Annotated in this window: 12 protein-coding genes; 8 read left to right on the plus strand and 4 right to left on the minus strand. The window is 43.4% G+C overall.

Going from position 1 to position 15,604, the window contains the following annotated elements:
• Positions 1 to 258 precede the first annotated feature (258 nt).
• The 7 genes from RTN07_RS07795 (at position 259) to RTN07_RS07825 (ending at position 8,741) form a co-directional block, all read left to right on the plus strand.
• A complete protein-coding gene (locus RTN07_RS07795; protein WP_312177171.1) occupies positions 259 to 954 on the plus strand; it encodes a YceI family protein in 696 nt (231 codons plus the stop codon).
• A 176-nt stretch (positions 955 to 1,130) separates the two neighbouring features.
• The gene (locus tag RTN07_RS07800; protein WP_312177172.1) at positions 1,131 to 1,781 is read left to right on the plus strand and encodes a YceI family protein; all 651 of its coding nucleotides are present in this window, start codon (positions 1,131 to 1,133) and stop codon (positions 1,779 to 1,781) included.
• A 281-nt stretch (positions 1,782 to 2,062) separates the two neighbouring features.
• Complete coding sequence (locus RTN07_RS07805; RefSeq protein ID WP_312177173.1) at positions 2,063 to 2,788, plus strand: LemA family protein; 726 nt, start codon at positions 2,063 to 2,065, stop codon at positions 2,786 to 2,788.
• Between the two features lie 197 nt (positions 2,789 to 2,985).
• Entirely contained in the window at positions 2,986 to 4,257 is a 1,272-nt protein-coding gene (locus RTN07_RS07810; protein WP_312177175.1) for a TPM domain-containing protein, read from the plus strand.
• 98 nt (positions 4,258 to 4,355) lie between these two features.
• Positions 4,356 to 4,949: a TPM domain-containing protein gene (locus tag RTN07_RS07815; RefSeq protein ID WP_312177177.1), complete on the plus strand. Its 594-nt coding sequence runs from the start codon at positions 4,356 to 4,358 to the stop codon at positions 4,947 to 4,949.
• 353 nt (positions 4,950 to 5,302) lie between these two features.
• Positions 5,303 to 7,696 carry an ATP-binding protein gene (locus tag RTN07_RS07820; RefSeq protein ID WP_312177179.1) on the plus strand — a complete coding sequence of 798 codons (2,394 nt, stop codon included), beginning with the start codon at positions 5,303 to 5,305 and terminating at the stop codon, positions 7,694 to 7,696.
• Positions 7,697 to 8,123: 427 nt separating this feature from the next.
• Positions 8,124 to 8,741: an LOG family protein gene (locus RTN07_RS07825; protein WP_409455552.1), complete on the plus strand. Its 618-nt coding sequence runs from the start codon at positions 8,124 to 8,126 to the stop codon at positions 8,739 to 8,741.
• Positions 8,742 to 8,825: 84 nt separating this feature from the next.
• Here the strand turns inward: RTN07_RS07825 and RTN07_RS07830 are convergent, their stop codons facing one another.
• Positions 8,826 to 10,235 carry an FAD-binding oxidoreductase gene (locus RTN07_RS07830; protein ID WP_282850652.1) on the minus strand — a complete coding sequence of 470 codons (1,410 nt, stop codon included), beginning with the start codon at positions 10,233 to 10,235 and terminating at the stop codon, positions 8,826 to 8,828.
• Positions 10,236 to 10,454: 219 nt separating this feature from the next.
• Between RTN07_RS07830 and serA the strand changes: the two genes are divergently transcribed.
• Entirely contained in the window at positions 10,455 to 11,687 is a 1,233-nt protein-coding gene (serA, locus tag RTN07_RS07835; protein ID WP_050325217.1) for a phosphoglycerate dehydrogenase, read from the plus strand.
• 63 nt (positions 11,688 to 11,750) lie between these two features.
• On the opposite strand, the gene RTN07_RS07840 is transcribed toward serA, so the two are convergent.
• From RTN07_RS07840 to ettA, 3 genes are all read right to left on the minus strand, one after another.
• The gene (locus RTN07_RS07840) at positions 11,751 to 12,326 is read right to left on the minus strand and encodes a retron system putative HNH endonuclease (RefSeq protein WP_159675732.1); all 576 of its coding nucleotides are present in this window, start codon (positions 12,324 to 12,326) and stop codon (positions 11,751 to 11,753) included.
• Positions 12,327 to 12,356: 30 nt separating this feature from the next.
• Positions 12,357 to 13,832 carry an AAA family ATPase gene (locus RTN07_RS07845; RefSeq protein ID WP_312177188.1) on the minus strand — a complete coding sequence of 492 codons (1,476 nt, stop codon included), beginning with the start codon at positions 13,830 to 13,832 and terminating at the stop codon, positions 12,357 to 12,359.
• 93 nt (positions 13,833 to 13,925) lie between these two features.
• A complete protein-coding gene (ettA, locus tag RTN07_RS07850; RefSeq protein ID WP_007117348.1) occupies positions 13,926 to 15,587 on the minus strand; it encodes an energy-dependent translational throttle protein EttA in 1,662 nt (553 codons plus the stop codon).
• Between the last annotated feature and the right edge of the window lie 17 nt (positions 15,588 to 15,604).

The raw sequence follows: 15,604 nt of genomic DNA on the forward strand, positions 1-15,604 counted from the left end.
AATGTAGATGATTTTTTTATAAAAGGATGGCAAAAGCTGTCCTTTTTTAATGACCCAATCTAACCCGCCTAAGGCAATAAAGGCTGTCACGGTGAAAGTCTTGGCTCGGTCAAAAACTAGCAACAATTTACAAACAATACACGATAACAAAGGAAAGGTATATGTTATAATAACTTAATCCTACATAGACTAAGTTAAGTTTCATTAACAATGTTTTGTAAGCCCACACAGCTCTTATAATATATCGAGGAAAATCCCATGAATAACAAAATTTTAGTCACTACCGCTATCGCAGCGTTATTAGCCACACAATTTGCCAATGCAGAATTGGTTATCTCGCAAAACGGTGAAACGCAAAAAGTTGGTGAAACTGCGGCTCAACCTGCAGCGGTCACAAAAGCGCCTAAAACCGCCAAAGTAGAAAAAGTTAAGCCAAGCAACAGCACCAGCTACAAACTAGACCCAAACCACGCCAATGTACGTTTTGCGATTGACCACTTCGGTACAACGACCAACCAAGGTGGTTTCTACGGCGTAACGGGTGACTTGAACTATAACCCAGCCAAAAATACAGGCAGCATCAACGTTGACATTCCTGTTAATAACCTTGACACGGGTAACGAACATTTTACCAACCATTTAAAATCAGCTGAATTCTTTAACGCTGAAAAATACCCAACGGCTAATTTTAAATCAACCAAATTCCATTTCAAAAATGGCAAAGTAACGAAAGTTGACGGTAACTTGACGCTATTGGGCAAAACCAACCCAGTTAGCTTAAAAGCCACTAAATTTAACTGCTATAACAGCCCAATGCTGAAAAATGCGCAAGTATGTGGCGGTGATTTTGAGACTACCATTGACCGCACCAAATGGGGCATGGATACCTATGTCAAAATGGGTTTTGCTAAAGACGTTAAACTCAACATCCAAGTTGAAGCCGTACAACAATAAGCTTGCTTAGCGTTACCCAAAAGCCAATGTTAACGCATTGGCTTTTTTACGTTTTTACGATAGATACTTTCACAAATACTGAACTTTGCCAACACTCTTTGCACAGCTTGATGCAATTGATAAGTTAAAATGTTCAAACCAATACAATTTTTAACGACTAATAATAAGGAAAGTTCATGACAGATAAAACTAACAACTTAGGGACACTTGCCAAACTTGCAGGCGTGGCAACCACTGCCATTTTGACCAAAAAAGCCTTGGCTAAAACTTTCAGCTTAGGCGCAAAAGCAGTAAGCAAAGAAATCGTCAAATCTGATTCAATCAACTATAAACTCGACCCGATGCATACCAATGTGCGATTTAGCATTGACCATTTTGGTACCTCGACCAATCATGGTGGGTTTTATGGATTGGAAGGTGACATGGTATTTGACCCCGACAATCAAACAGGACAAATTGACCTTGATATTCCGTTGGAAAAATTGCAAACAGGTCATAAAGCGTTTGATGAACACTTAAAAAGTAAAGACTTTTTTAATGCTGATAAATATCCAACTGCCCACTTTACCTCTACCAAATTTATCTTTAAAAAGGGTAAATTACACCAAATTAAAGGCAATTTAACTTTGCTCAAAAAAACTCGCCCTATTACGTTGACAGCAAGCAAATTTAACAGCTATCCAAGTCCGTTACTCATGGCATATGTGTACGGCGGTGATTTTGAAACCACGATTGACCGTACCGATTGGGGGATTGATGGTTATGTCAAAATGGGTGTGAGTAAAAAGGTGAAATTAGTCATTCAAATTGAAGCCGCTCAACAATGATTTTTTGGTAGATAATAAAGGTAATCAAAAAGATCAGCGTTGGCTGGTCTTTTTTTGCTAAGCTGATTGCAAATTTTTAACTATTCAATTTTTAGCTATTCGTTTTTTAACTATTCGATATTTAACTATTCTAAGCCGCTAAGTTGGCTTTAATAAGTCTGCGGTTTGATACAAAACCATACAGCACTATACAAAACGTAAATTTACAGTATCCGCACATAGCTTCATAATTTTCAAAAACCTAGATATCGATTTATTTAATTTATCTTTGAGGAAAACTTATGAAACCATTCAATACCACAGTAAAAAACACCTTATTGGCCGCAGCCTTGGTGGTGGGTTCTGCCAATCTGACCGGTTGTGGTTATAACTCTATGCAAGCGCAAGATGAACAAATCAACGCGTCATGGTCAGAAGTAGTCAACCAATACCAGCGCCGTGCTGACTTGATTCCAAACTTGGTGAAAGTCGTTGAGCGTTATGCCCAGCACGAACAAGCGACCTTAACCCAAGTCACACAAGCGCGCTCACAAGCAACGACTATCAATGTGAGTGCCGATGTACTTAATGACCCAGCGGCTTTTCAACGCTATCAACAAGCGCAAGATCAATTGGGCGGTGCATTGTCGCGCCTAATGGCAGTGTCAGAACGCTATCCCGACCTAAAAGCGGACAAACAATTCCAAGAGTTACAAGCACAGCTTGAAGGCACCGAAAACCGCATTACCGTGGCACGGGGTCGTTATATCCAAGACGTTCAAACTTATAACACTACCGTACGCCAATTCCCAACCAATGTCACTGCAAAAGTGTTTGGTATGCATACCCGTCCAAATTTTACCGTGGCTAATGAGGCGCAAATCTCCACTGCACCAACCGTTGATTTTGGCAATAACAATACCAATACCGCAAATGCGGGCGGTCAGCCAGTGCAAAACAATGGGAATACAGCCAATGCCGGTGGTCAGCCTGTCAATAATTCGGCTACCGCAACAGCGAAACCTTAATTCACCATTGTTAATGTTAACTGTATAGTTAAAGTTTGAGAGTTAAGAAGATTTTTTTAAATAGTCTGCCATCAGTCGGTGGCAGGCTCATTAGATAAGATTTGCATCAATTGTCAGACTAATTTTTTAATTTTTTAAAATAGTTGTTGAATTGACGACATCATAATAAAAAAATTGCCTACTTTAAGGAAACACAGGTGTCATTGAATATTGTACAGACACAGCCCAATTTACAGCGCTCCCATAAACAGCCGCAAAAATTGTCGTCTCGTTTGTTAGCCAAGCGGTTGCTATTAAGTACCTTTACTGCACTGACCATGGGCATTGGGCTTGCAATGCCTATGGCTGCCGTTGCAGAAACCGCCACAGCGACAGCCAATTCCGCAACCGTTACCGCTAAGCCCACATTACAAGATCATAGTGTTGAGGACATGGTTGCGATTGCCAAAACCGCACAAACCAATGAAGCGCTCAATGATGCTGTACTCAATAATGATGCAATTAAAGAGACGTTAGGCAATGATGCGCTGCCGATACCAGGTAGCACCCAAGCAACTGGCAATCAGACAAATAACAATCAGGCAACAGCTACCGCCAATGCTCAGACAACTACCACATCCAAGCAATCAACCCAAGCCCCTGTTGCCGCTGATAAACTAATCCTCAATAACCCTGTCATTGATGAAGCAAAAATTCTATCTGCCAGTGATAAACAAGCGATTGAAACCAAACTGCGTAGTCTTAATGACCGCGGCTTGGCGCAAGCAGCCGTGGTCATTGTACCAACCACCAATGGCGAGGATATTTTTGACTATTCAATGAAGGTCGCCGATCGTTGGAAACTGGGCAAAAAAGACACCGATCAGGGGCTGTTGATGGTTGTTGCCGTCAATGACCGTAAAATGTACATTTTAACAGGCTATGGTCTTGAAGGTACCATTCCTGATGCCGTCGCCAAACGCATTATTAGCGATGACATAACCCCAAGATTTAAACAAGGCGATTATGCCGGGGGCATCACAGCGGGAATTAATCGCATTGAAGAACGCTTGACGACCGATCCTGCTATTTTAAAGCAAGCCGATACCAATCGAGTCAATACCAATAGCAATGCCCAGTCAAATCAAGAGGGCGGCATACCGCTTATCTTCCTAGGCTTTTTTGGCTTTGTCGCTGGCATGATTTTGACCAGTATATTAGGGCGGTTTTTTGGTTCGATTGCTACGGCAGGTGGCATTGTAACGCTTGGTACAATCTTTGGCGCAGGCTTACTGGGCAGTATATTTGTGGCATTTATTGTCTTTTTATTCTTGCTCTTTCGTGGTGGCGGTGGTGGTCGCGGGGGCAGAGGCGGTGGCGGGGTTGTTTTCTTACCGGGTGGCGGCTTTGGCGGCGGTGGATTTGGTGGTGGCGGATTTAGTGGCGGCGGTGGCGGCTTTGGCGGCGGTGGCGCTGGTGGTGACTGGTAGTCAGTAATCGGCTAGTTATTAAAAAATTATTGAAAAAATTATTTTGAATTTACCCCTTATCATCAACTATATACTTCATTATTTTTTATGGAATTTTCATGAGCACAAATGACCCAATAACTGCAACGAATGGTGCCAACGAAGAAACCATTGCTTACACCTCACCGATGGCGACAGTGACTTCCACTGTGCCAAGTTGGGCTAGATGGTGGCGTCAAGTTGCGTTTATACCTAGCCTGCACAATCGCTGGTTAACGCCCAGCGCCCAACAGCAGTTAAATCAAGCAATTACCGAAGCTGAGCAAGGGCATCGCGGTGAAGTGGTGCTAGTGATTGAGAATCATTTGCCCATTTCGTCCGCACGGCTACAAAACAGCCGAGACAGAGCGATCGAAGTTTTTGGAGATTATCGCGTCTGGGATACGCAGGATAATACCGGGGTGTTGGTGTATCTTAATATCTGTGAGCGGCGTCTGGAGATTGTCGCGGATAGAGGCATCAATAGCCATGTGATGCCAACCATGTGGCAAGCGATGTGCGACAAGGCTATCGAAGGTATTAAAGCTAATCGACACATTGATAGCTTGGTTGCGCTATTGGGTGATGTGGGGCAATTGCTTCGTCAATATTACCAATTAGACAATGACCCAAGCGGCAACGAAATCGCTGACAAAATGATTTTTATAAAGTAGTTTTAAACTTAATTAGCATAGTGCGATGATGCAATCCCACCAAAAGCGATGTCACCCATCGCTTTTTTTATTGCTCAGCTTTTATTGCTAAATTTTTATTAACAAACAGTAAGCGGGTAAACTTCAAAATTTGGTATCAAAAATTATTAAGGATTATCTTTGCGGCGCTAAAAAATTGCGTTAAGGCTAGATAAAAGAATCGACAAATTTTGCTAGGCGAAACGATAAAATTTTACATATAATGAAACCGACATACCGCCACTCAGCTTGTTAGACAATTAGACAATTAGACAATTAGACCAGTCGTCATGTTAGCGATAAATCATTACTTATAAAAATTTTGAGGGAATTCCATGCCAACGCTCACCAATGATATTGCTGATAGTATCGGTCAATTTTATCTCGGTCAAGACGTGTACCCAGAGCCTACACAAGGTCAAGCAACCCTATATGACGCAGCTAACTTAACAACCCATGCGGTGATTATTGGGATGACGGGCTCGGGTAAGACGGGTTTGGGGATTAGCTTACTGGAAGAAGCTGCGCTGGATAATATTCCGGTGATTGCGATTGACCCCAAAGGTGACTTGGGCAATTTGGCATTGACGTTTCCAAATTTGGCAGCCAGTGACTTTGAGCCGTGGATTGATAGCGGCATGGCAAGTCAAGCGGGTATGAGTGTGGCAGAGTTTGCCAAGCAAACCGCAGAAAACTGGCAACAAGGGCTTGGCAAAAGTTTTCAAACCCCGGAGCGTGTGCAAGCACTCAAAGCCGCCAATCGTGTCAGTGTCTATACCCCAGGTAGCGAGAATGGCTTACCCATTGCCCTACTTGGCAATCTTGTCCCGCCGCCCGATAGTGTCAAAAATGATGGCGAAAGCTATGCGGAGTATATCGATGCGACAGTGTCGGCACTGTTGGTGCTATTAAAAGTCGATGGGGATAACCTTGCACCCGAGCATGTGTTTTTGGCACAGCTACTTAAAAATGCCTGGGACAATAACCAAACTTTAACCTTGGTGGATTTGATTACCCAAATCCAAACGCCAGCGTTTGACAAAATCGGCATCCTGCCGCTGTCACAAGTATTTGCGGATAAAGACCGTAGCGCACTGGCGATGAAGCTCAATAGGCTTTTGGCATCACCGAGTTTTGCCAGCTGGCTTAAAGGCATGCCGCTGGATGCTGGCGCACTGTTTTATGATAAAAATGGCAAAGCACAAACCAGTGTGCTCAATATTGCCCATCTATCCGATGATGAGCGTTTATTTTTTGTCACCTTGTTGCTCACCAATTTATTGGGCTGGATGCGCCGTCAGCAAGGCACCTCAACCTTGCGGGCAATTTTGTACATGGATGAAGTATTTGGCTATCTACCGCCGATTGGCAATCCACCGACCAAAGTATTGCTATTGACCCTACTAAAACAAGCGCGTGCATTTGGTTTGGGGATTGTGTTATCGACCCAAAACCCAGTGGACTTGGACTACAAAGCCTTATCCAACGCAGGTACTTGGTTTATCGGACGGTTACAGACTGCCCAAGACCGTGAACGGGTGATGGATGGCTTGCTCTCTGCCAGCGGCAGCAGTGGACTGGACAAAGCGGCGCTTAATGCGTGGTTTGATAAACTCGGTAAACGCCAATTTTTGCTGCACAATGTGCATGACGCCAGCCCTGTGATTTTTAGTACCCGCTTCACGCTCAACTACTTATCAGGACCGCTTAGCAAACAGGCCATAGCACAGCTCAAAGCCAATAGCCAAGCGGCTGCCCCTACCGACCCAGCGCAAGCGCAAGCCACCACGCCTGCCATCAATCCATTAGCAAGCCCCATGAGTCAGCCGCCGGCCTTGCCCAAAGATGTGGGCTTGTATTATGCCCCCAAAGACATGGCGGGCGATGGGCAAACCTTCTATGAGCCTACTGCCTTTGCCTATGCGCGGGTATTTTTTAATGACAAAAAATCAGGCGCCCAAAGTCAGCAGCAGCTATTATTAACCACAGCATTTGGTGAGCCGCCGTTGGTGGTAGATTGGCATCAAGCGATTTTAAGTGACTTGACCTTTGAGCAGTTACAATCGGCTCCGCACCAACCCGCTGTGCTCAAACAACTGCCTACCCAAGCGCTCGACAAGGCATCATGGAAAACTTGGGAAAAAGCGGTGAAAGAAGCCATCCGTCAGCAGCAAGTGTTAAACCTGTGGTATGTCGATAGTTTAAAGCTGTATAGCGAAGTGGCAGAGAGCGAAGAAGCCTTCCGCAATCGGCTCATCGTACCGCTGCATGAACAGCGTGATATCGCCATTGCCCAGCTGCGTGATAGCTTTGCTAAAAAACAAGACGCGCTAGTCAAAAAACTGCAAGCCGCCAATGAAAAATACCAACAACAAGCCGCTGAGTCGAGCAAAGGCTGGCTGGATGCAGGGGTTAGTATTGGCTCTGCGGTCTTAGGCGCATTTATGGGTCGCAAAGCGTTGTCACAGACCAATATCAATAACGTCAGACGCGCCATGAACTCGGTGGGTGATATCAATGCCAACAAACAAACCGTCGCAGAGCTTGATGCGATTCGTCAGCAGCTGCAGCAGGAGTTAGACAGCATCGGGCAGCAGTTACAAAGCCAAATCGACAGCTTGGCAACCACGTATGATGCTCAATCAATAGCACTTGATACGGTACAGATTGCCCCGGCAGCGAAGGATATCACGGTGTTGTTGGTCGGCGTGTTGTATCAGCCGCTATAAACAGACGCAATATAAACCTTTTGACCCTATTAAATTTCGCGGAATGCGGTATGCCCCCAACGTCTGAATATGAACAGCAAGCCCAATATTTTCTTGCCAATATCTATGCCAGTGGCAATGGAATCGCTGCCGATGCCCATCATACTTAGGATATCTACTTGATGGTTTTTGATAGCCTATTGTTCTTATCGAGGCTATCTATCTTATCTAGGCTATTTTATTCAGCCTTTCATTGATGGCTTTTTAACAGCCATTGCTTTATTTTTCGCCAACTGCACCAATTATAATGCCTATGCGCCAAATGTAGCCAAAATGAGATACGCTGCGCCTAGGATGCGTTCACGAATTTGTAGGATGATTGAGCTATAATGACAACACATTAAAAGGAAAAAGCATGACACCCGTAGATATTATTACTAGTAAAGAAATGAGCGATATTGCACAAATTGTCAAACTTCATGATATTGATGTTCCCTTAGTCGCTGTGTATTGCGGCTCTCGCAAAGGCAATGACCCCGTCTATGTCCAATCGGCGTATGAATTGGGTAGGGCATTGGTTGAAGCAGGATTAGGTCTGGTATATGGCGGTGCGGTGATTGGCTGTATGGGCGCGGTTGCCGATGGTGTAATTGAAAAAAACGGCATTGCCGTGGGCGTGATTCCTGAGTTTATGATGGATCGAGAAGTGGCGCATGGTGGGCTGACGCGTCTGCATTTGACCGATACCATGCATACCCGTAAAGCCATCATGGCAGAGTACGCCAGTGCCTTTATCACCTTGCCAGGTGGGCTTGGCACGCTTGAGGAAATCATGGAAATTGCCACTTGGCGACAGCTATATCAACATGAAAAACCGATGATTATTCTCAATATCAATGGTTTTTATGACAAATTGATTGAACATCTACAGTTTACCGCTGAGCAAGGTTTTATGAAACCAGAAGATTTACAGCGATTAATCGTTTGTAATACTGTCGCAGAAGCCATTGAACTACTCAAACCAATTGTTAACATGCCAGACACGCTGAATGTGAATAAAATCTAACCTTGTTAGCGACAAAAAAAAGACCTTAGTTAAAGGTCTTTTTTTGTATCCCTTTTTTGTAACGATTTTTTGTATCAATGTTATCTAGTCGAAAATCTTACCACGATTCATAATCCCATTGGGGTCAAAGACTTGCTTGATGGCGCGTAAATAATCAATTTCTTCATCAGGACGGGTGTAATTAAGATACGGCTTTTTGGTCATGCCCACGCCATGCTCCGCTGAGATAGAGCCGTTGTATTTTTGCACCGTTTCAAACACATACTTGTTGACCACTTGGCATTTTTCAAAAAATTCGTCTTTGCTAAGGTTTTCTGGTTTTAAAATATTTAAGTGTAAATTACCATCGCCGATATGCCCAAACCAGCACACTTGAAAATCCGGATAGTTTTGGCTAACAATGGCATCGATATCCGCGATAAACTCTGGCACGCGGCTGATGAGCACGGAGATGTCATTTTTGTACGGGGTAAATACCGAGATGGTCTCGGAGATATACTCGCGCAGTTTCCATAGCTCTTGGGCTTGGTGAATCGATTGGCTCATCACCCCATCAAGCACCCAGCCTTCGCTCATACAGTCTTCAAAAATCTGCATCGCCATGTCCATAATCGGCTCGTAAGGCGCTTCAAATTCGAGTAGCGCATAAAATGGCGCATCGGTTTCAAACGGTTTTTGCACATGCCCTGTGGCAAGTAATTTATCAACGGCGACATCATCAAAAAATTCAAACGCGGTCAAATCCATTTTACTTTGAAAGGCTGACAAGATTTGCATAATATTGGCAAACTCTGGCACGCCAAGCACCATGACAGTTAGGTTTTTGGGCTGGCGCTCTAGCTTGACTTGCACTTCGGTGACAATCCCAAGCGTACCTTCTGCACCGATAAGCAAATGACGCAAGTCATAACCGGTGGCATTTTTTATCATGCCTTTATTGAGGTGCAAAATATCGCCTTTACCTGTCACCACGGTCATACCCAAAATCCAGTTGCGGGTCATGCCGTATTTGATGACCTTGATACCGCCGGCATTGGTGCCAATATTGCCGCCAAGCTGGCTTGAACCGGCTGATGCAAAGTCCACGGGATAGTATAACCCTTGCTGCTGGGCAAAGTCTTGCAGCGCTTTGGTGACGATACCCGCTTCCACTTCCACCATACGGTCGGCAGGGTAGAAGCCCAATATTTGGTGCATTTTATCCAGGCTAATTACCACCTCGCCATTGGCGGCAACGGCACCTGCGGATAACCCCGTCCGTCCACCGCTTGGGGTAATGACGATGTTAAGCTCATTACATAGCTTGACGATGGCTTGCACTTGCTGGGTGGATTTTGGGAAGACAATGGCGCTGGCGTTGGGCTCAAAATGCTTGGTCCAATCTTTGCCCCAAAAGCCCAAACTGTCCGCATCGGTTTTGATTTGGTGTTCGTCAAATCCTTGCTGGCGTAGTTGTTCAATGAGCGTATTGATGGCGGTCTGATTAGCAGTCATGGCGTGGCTTTTACCCATTTTTTTATACAGATTGAAAAGGTTTTTGAGGCTCTATCATAGCATAACTAACGGCATAAATTTTGACAAAAACGCTGGCGATTGATGAAGAATTTTTTACCCATAAGACAAAAAAATCATGCCATTTTGCCGGAATTTCGCCACAAAAAACCCAGCAAGTGTGATAGGATAATTGACTAAAAATACTGACTAGGGGTTGTTATGGCACAAAATCTATCACTTGAGAAAGACAAAATCCGCTTTTTGATGCTTGAAGGCTTGCATGATAATGCCTTTAAAGTGCTGTCAGAGGCGGGCTATCACAATGTTGAGAACATCAAAACCGCCTTAGACCCCGAAGAGCTTATCGAGAAAATCAAAGACGCCCATTTTATCGGCATTCGTTCTCGCACCCATTTGACCCGCGATATTTTAGAAAAAGCCGAAAAGCTCATCGCCATTGGCTGTTTTTGTATTGGCACCAACCAAGTGGACTTGGAAGCTGCCCGTGAGCTGGGTATCCCTGTCTTTAACGCCCCTTATTCTAACACCCGCTCTGTCGCGGAGCTTGTCCTTGCCGAAATCATCATGCTGATGCGCGGTATCCCTGAAAAAAATGCGGTGGTACATCGTGGCGGCTGGAATAAATCTGCCAAAGATAGCTATGAAGTGCGGGGCAAAACTTTGGGTATCGTGGGTTATGGCTCTATTGGTACTCAGTTATCAGTACTCGCTGAAAGCCTTGGGATGAAAGTCATCTATCATGATGTGGTCACCAAATTGCCACTGGGCAACGCCACCCAAGTGGGAAGCCTAGAAGAACTGCTTGGTAAAGCCGATGTGGTCACCTTGCATGTACCAGATTTGCCAAGTACGCGTAATATGATTACCGCTACAGAATTGGCGGCCATGAAGCCAGGCGCACATCTTATTAATGCGGCGCGTGGTAAATGTGTGGATATTGATGCGCTAGCAGCAGCCCTGCAAAGCGGTCATATCTTGGGCGCGGCGATTGACGTGTTCCCCAAAGAGCCAAAATCAGCGGATGAAGAATTTGAATCACCACTGCGCGCGTTTGACAATGTGATTTTGACACCGCATATCGGTGGCTCAACCCAAGAAGCCCAAGCCAATATCGGTCTTGAAGTGGCAGAAAAATTTGTGCGTTATTCTGATATGGGTGATACCGCAACCTCAGTGAATTTCCCAAATGTTAGTATGCCGCAAAAAGAAGGCACGCATCGTCTGCTACATATTCACCAAAACGTGCCTGGCGTGTTGTCACAGATTAACAAATCCTTTGCCGATGCCAATATCAATATCTTTGCCCAAAGTCTGATGACTGAAGAAGATGTGGGCTATTTGGTGATGGATGTGGGTAGCGGCGATTCTGCGCAAGCGGTTGAAGCACTCAAAAATATCCCAGAAACCATTCGTGTGCGGGTATTGTTTTAATTGAAAATGCTTAAATTTTTTGAAATAGAGAAACCAGCTAATTAAGCTGGTTTTCAATATTTATTATGCTAACTTTCTAAGAATATATTGGAATTCTTGATATTCTACGGTATCACTAAAAGCTTGTAAAATCGTGTCTAGGTTTTCCCTGTCCATAATTTTAATTGGAATATCCGCTGAGCTTGGGTCAAAAGTAAAGCTTATCATATCAATTTTAGCTTTGCGTTTATTGCATAGCGTTGGATTGTTTAAATTAAGAATAGTAATTGCCTGTTCGGCTCTAGTAGATTTACTTTCAAGCTCGCCTGCAAGATTAATTTTAATTTCAATATCACATTCAATCATCAAGGGGTTTAAATCTAATTCTTGATTTCCTTTTGCATTGTCGCATTGCTTGGGTGTTTTACAAGAAAGTAGCAGATTATTATAGTCGTAAGTGAGTGCGGGATATAAATTCCTACTTTTTACATGCTCAATAGTTACTTGAGTTTCCAATGCTTGACAACAATAACAACATAAATTCTTCTGCTCAGGTCTTAATTGTTCCCGTAGTATTTCATAGCCATCTTTATAATCTTTCCCTAAAGTCCAACCGTTAGGTTTTTCATTTTTGACCCAATCTTCAACTTGAACAGGCATAGAAAGTTTTTTACTAATGAATTGCATTGCTTAACTCACTTTATTTTGAGCAAGTTTTGCTTGGGCAAGCATCAATCTCACTTTTAGCAATTCGGTATTACTGGATGATACCTTTTTCGCTATGTTATTGATTTGGCTTTCCGCACTTTCCAGTTCTTTATGGCTAATCGCTCGGCGAATACCATTAAAAGCTTTATCAATTTCTGGCGTGCGATAGGGAACGTGAAAGACATCGTTTAAAACGGTATTGGCATCTTCCCCATAGACATTGCCAATGGTTTGCAGTTGTCCATTATCAAGTGAGTAAACCAAAATATCTTGGCGGTCACTGACGATATGCGGTGAGTGTGTGGTTAGAATAAATTGGACTTTGGGAAAGGTGCGAACAAGTTTGTCGATAAGGTCGTGTTGCCATTTTGGGTGCAGGTGCAAATCAACTTCGTCAATCATGACAACGCCTTCGCCTTGGAGTGGGTCGTCAAGGCTTGGGTTAAGAATCGCTAAACGTCTAGCGATGTCGCCAACTAATGCAAGCAATGATTTTTCACCTTGGGAAAGTTGATTGACGTCTAGTTCTTCACCATCTTTCTCAACTATCATGGTGGGCGTGCCTTGACGTTCAATATGAATATTTTTAAAATCAGTAAAATATTCAATAGCTTTCTTAGTAGATAAAAGGCTTAATAAATGTAATTGTCCATATTCTGACATATTTTTAATTTTTTCAGAATCTTTTATAATGACTTCATATTTCTCACGTTGCTTTTTTAGGTTCTCTAATCTAGTTTGAATTTCGGTTATATTTTCTGTATTTTCTCCAAGATTTAACATTAAGTTATCATACTCTTTAAAAATTTTATCAATCTCTTGAGTTGCTTCGTAGTGTTTATATAATTGCTTATCAATATTATTAGCGGTAAGTCTTAACATCTCATTTTCAATATCTTCTTGTTGTCTAAACCATTGTAGGAAATTTGAAAATTGAATACTTATACCTTCTAAAGCATTATGATAACCACTTAAAGGGTTATTATCTACTTCTAAAACTAAAGCTTCATTGTTACCTAAAATTGCCCGTTCAACAGGATAAAATACAATTAATGGTAACGATATATTTGATTTATTTTTATAATTTTCTATAAAAGTATCAAAAAATGACCTGTCATATGAAAATGCTCCTATACTATTATCTTTATCAGTATAGACCTTCCATGAAGTTTCAATAGCGTAATTACCAACTTTCAGAGCAATTTCGCTGTCATTTTTACCATTTAAAATTGATTTCCTATCAATTTCAAGACCATTGTTTTTAACTAAATTTTTTCCCAACGCCACTATAAATCGGCTTAAAGAAACAGCTAACGCTTGCAAAATTTGCGATTTACCCGCTCCATTATTTCCCACAATCACCGTGACATTACTTGCTCGTTCATCCGTTGGAGCAAAATTAATCGTCAAATCCTCAAATCTGCCATAATTTCGTAACTGTAATTGTTTGATTTTCATCATGTTTTCCAATATTGATAAGCGTTAAAAAACCCCACTCAAATCGCTTGAGTAGGGTTAATATAGCATAAATTATTAGGCAGAAATCGCTAACTATTTCGCAATTTTTTTATATTTCATGCGTTTTGGCTCGGCATCTGCGCCCAACTGTTTTTTGCGGTATGCCTCAAACTCCGAGTAGTTACCATCAAACCAAATCGGACCTTCATCCTCAAACGCCAAAATATGCGTGGCAATACGGTCTAAGAACCAGCGGTCATGCGACACCACCATCACCGTACCAGGGAACACTTCCACCGCATCTTCAAGCGCGCGCAATGTCTCAACATCAAGGTCGTTTGATGGCTCATCGAGTAGCAGCACGTTTGCCCCTTGTTTTAAGGTTTTGGCAAGTTGCAGACGGTTACGCTCACCACCCGACAGGCTACCGACCAGTTTTTGTTGGTCTTGACCTTTAAAGTTAAAGCGTCCGATATAGGCACGGCTAGGTGTGGTGTATTCGCCCACGGTAATCATATCAAGACCGTCGGAGACTTCTTCCCACACGGTTTTTTTGTCGTCAAGCTCATCGCGTACCTGTCCCACATACGCCACTTTCACTGATTCACCGACTTCAACTGTGCCCGTGTCTGGCTTGTCTTTGCCTGTAATCATGTTAAATAGGGTAGTTTTACCTGCACCATTGGGTCCGATAATCCCCACAATTGCCATCGGTGGCACAGTGAAGGATAGGTTTTCGTATAGCAAACGGTCACCAAATGATTTTGAGATATTGTTGACTTCAATCACTTTGTTGCCAAGGCGTGGTCCTGGTGGAATGTAGATTTCGGCGGTTTCGTTACGCTGTTGGAATTCTTTGGAGTTTAATTCCTCAAAACGTTGCAAGCGAGATTTGGACTTGGCTTGCTGACCTTTTTGGTTTTTACGCACCCATTCAAGCTCTTGTTTGAGCGCTTTGGCAAAGGCTTCTTCTTGTTTTTGCTCTTGTTCTAGGCGTTTATTTTTTTGCTCAAGCCACTCAGTGTAGTTACCTTGGTAAGGGTAGCCATAGCCACGGTCAAGCTCCAAAATCCACTCTGCCACATTATCAAGGAAATAGCGGTCATGGGTAATCGCTACAATAGTGCCGCTATAGTCTTTTAAGAAATGCTCAAGCCAAGCGACTGATTCAGCGTCCAAGTGGTTGGTAGGTTCGTCAAGGAGCAGCATATCAGGCTTTGATAGTAATAGACGGCATAAGGCGACACGGCGTTTTTCACCACCCGATAATTTGCTCACGTCAGCATCCCACGCGGGTAGGCGCAGCGCATCGGCGGCTTTTTCTAACTGGTTGTTGAGGTTATGAGCATCCCATGCTTGGATGATGTCTTCCATTTTGCCTTGTTCGGCGGCAAGTTTGTCAAAGTCGGCATCGGGTAGCGCATATTCACCGTAAATTTCATCAAGGCGCGCCAATGCGTCTAGGGCTTCACGCACACCGTCTTCCACGTTGCCACGCACATCTTTGGCAGGGTCTAACTGCGGTTCTTGGGCAAGGTAGCCAATCTTGATACCCGCTTGCGCACGCGCTTCACCGTTATACTCGGTGTCCACGCCTGCCATGATTTTAAGCAAGGTTGATTTACCGGCGCCGTTGAGACCCAGCACACCGATTTTTGCACCGGGGAAAAAAGACAGGCTGATGTCTTTTAGGATTTCCCGTTTGGGTGGAACAATTTTTGATACCTTGTTCATGGTATAAATATATTGAGCCATGTTTTTCCTGTTTAAGT

Origin of the sequence: Moraxella sp. CTOTU46934 (assembly GCF_031979465.1) — a bacterium.
GTDB classification, from domain to species: domain Bacteria; phylum Pseudomonadota; class Gammaproteobacteria; order Pseudomonadales; family Moraxellaceae; genus Faucicola; species Faucicola tetraodonis.

Excerpts from the sequence above, each read along its gene's own strand:
- RTN07_RS07795 (WP_312177171.1), top strand. The coding sequence starts at position 259 with ATGAATAACAAAATTTTAGTCACTACCGCTATCGCAGCGTTATTAGCC.
- RTN07_RS07800 (WP_312177172.1), top strand. The coding sequence starts at position 1,131 with ATGACAGATAAAACTAACAACTTAGGGACACTTGCCAAACTTGCAGGC.
- RTN07_RS07805 (WP_312177173.1), top strand. The coding sequence starts at position 2,063 with ATGAAACCATTCAATACCACAGTAAAAAACACCTTATTGGCCGCAGCC.
- RTN07_RS07815 (WP_312177177.1), top strand. The coding sequence starts at position 4,356 with ATGAGCACAAATGACCCAATAACTGCAACGAATGGTGCCAACGAAGAA.
- RTN07_RS07820 (WP_312177179.1), top strand. The coding sequence starts at position 5,303 with ATGCCAACGCTCACCAATGATATTGCTGATAGTATCGGTCAATTTTAT.
- RTN07_RS07825 (WP_409455552.1), top strand. The coding sequence starts at position 8,124 with ATGAGCGATATTGCACAAATTGTCAAACTTCATGATATTGATGTTCCC.
- RTN07_RS07830 (WP_282850652.1), bottom strand. The coding sequence starts at position 10,235 with ATGACTGCTAATCAGACCGCCATCAATACGCTCATTGAACAACTACGC.
- serA (WP_050325217.1), top strand. The coding sequence starts at position 10,455 with ATGGCACAAAATCTATCACTTGAGAAAGACAAAATCCGCTTTTTGATG.
- RTN07_RS07840 (WP_159675732.1), bottom strand. The coding sequence starts at position 12,326 with ATGCCTGTTCAAGTTGAAGATTGGGTCAAAAATGAAAAACCTAACGGT.
- RTN07_RS07845 (WP_312177188.1), bottom strand. The coding sequence starts at position 13,832 with ATGAAAATCAAACAATTACAGTTACGAAATTATGGCAGATTTGAGGAT.
- ettA (WP_007117348.1), bottom strand. The coding sequence starts at position 15,587 with ATGGCTCAATATATTTATACCATGAACAAGGTATCAAAAATTGTTCCA.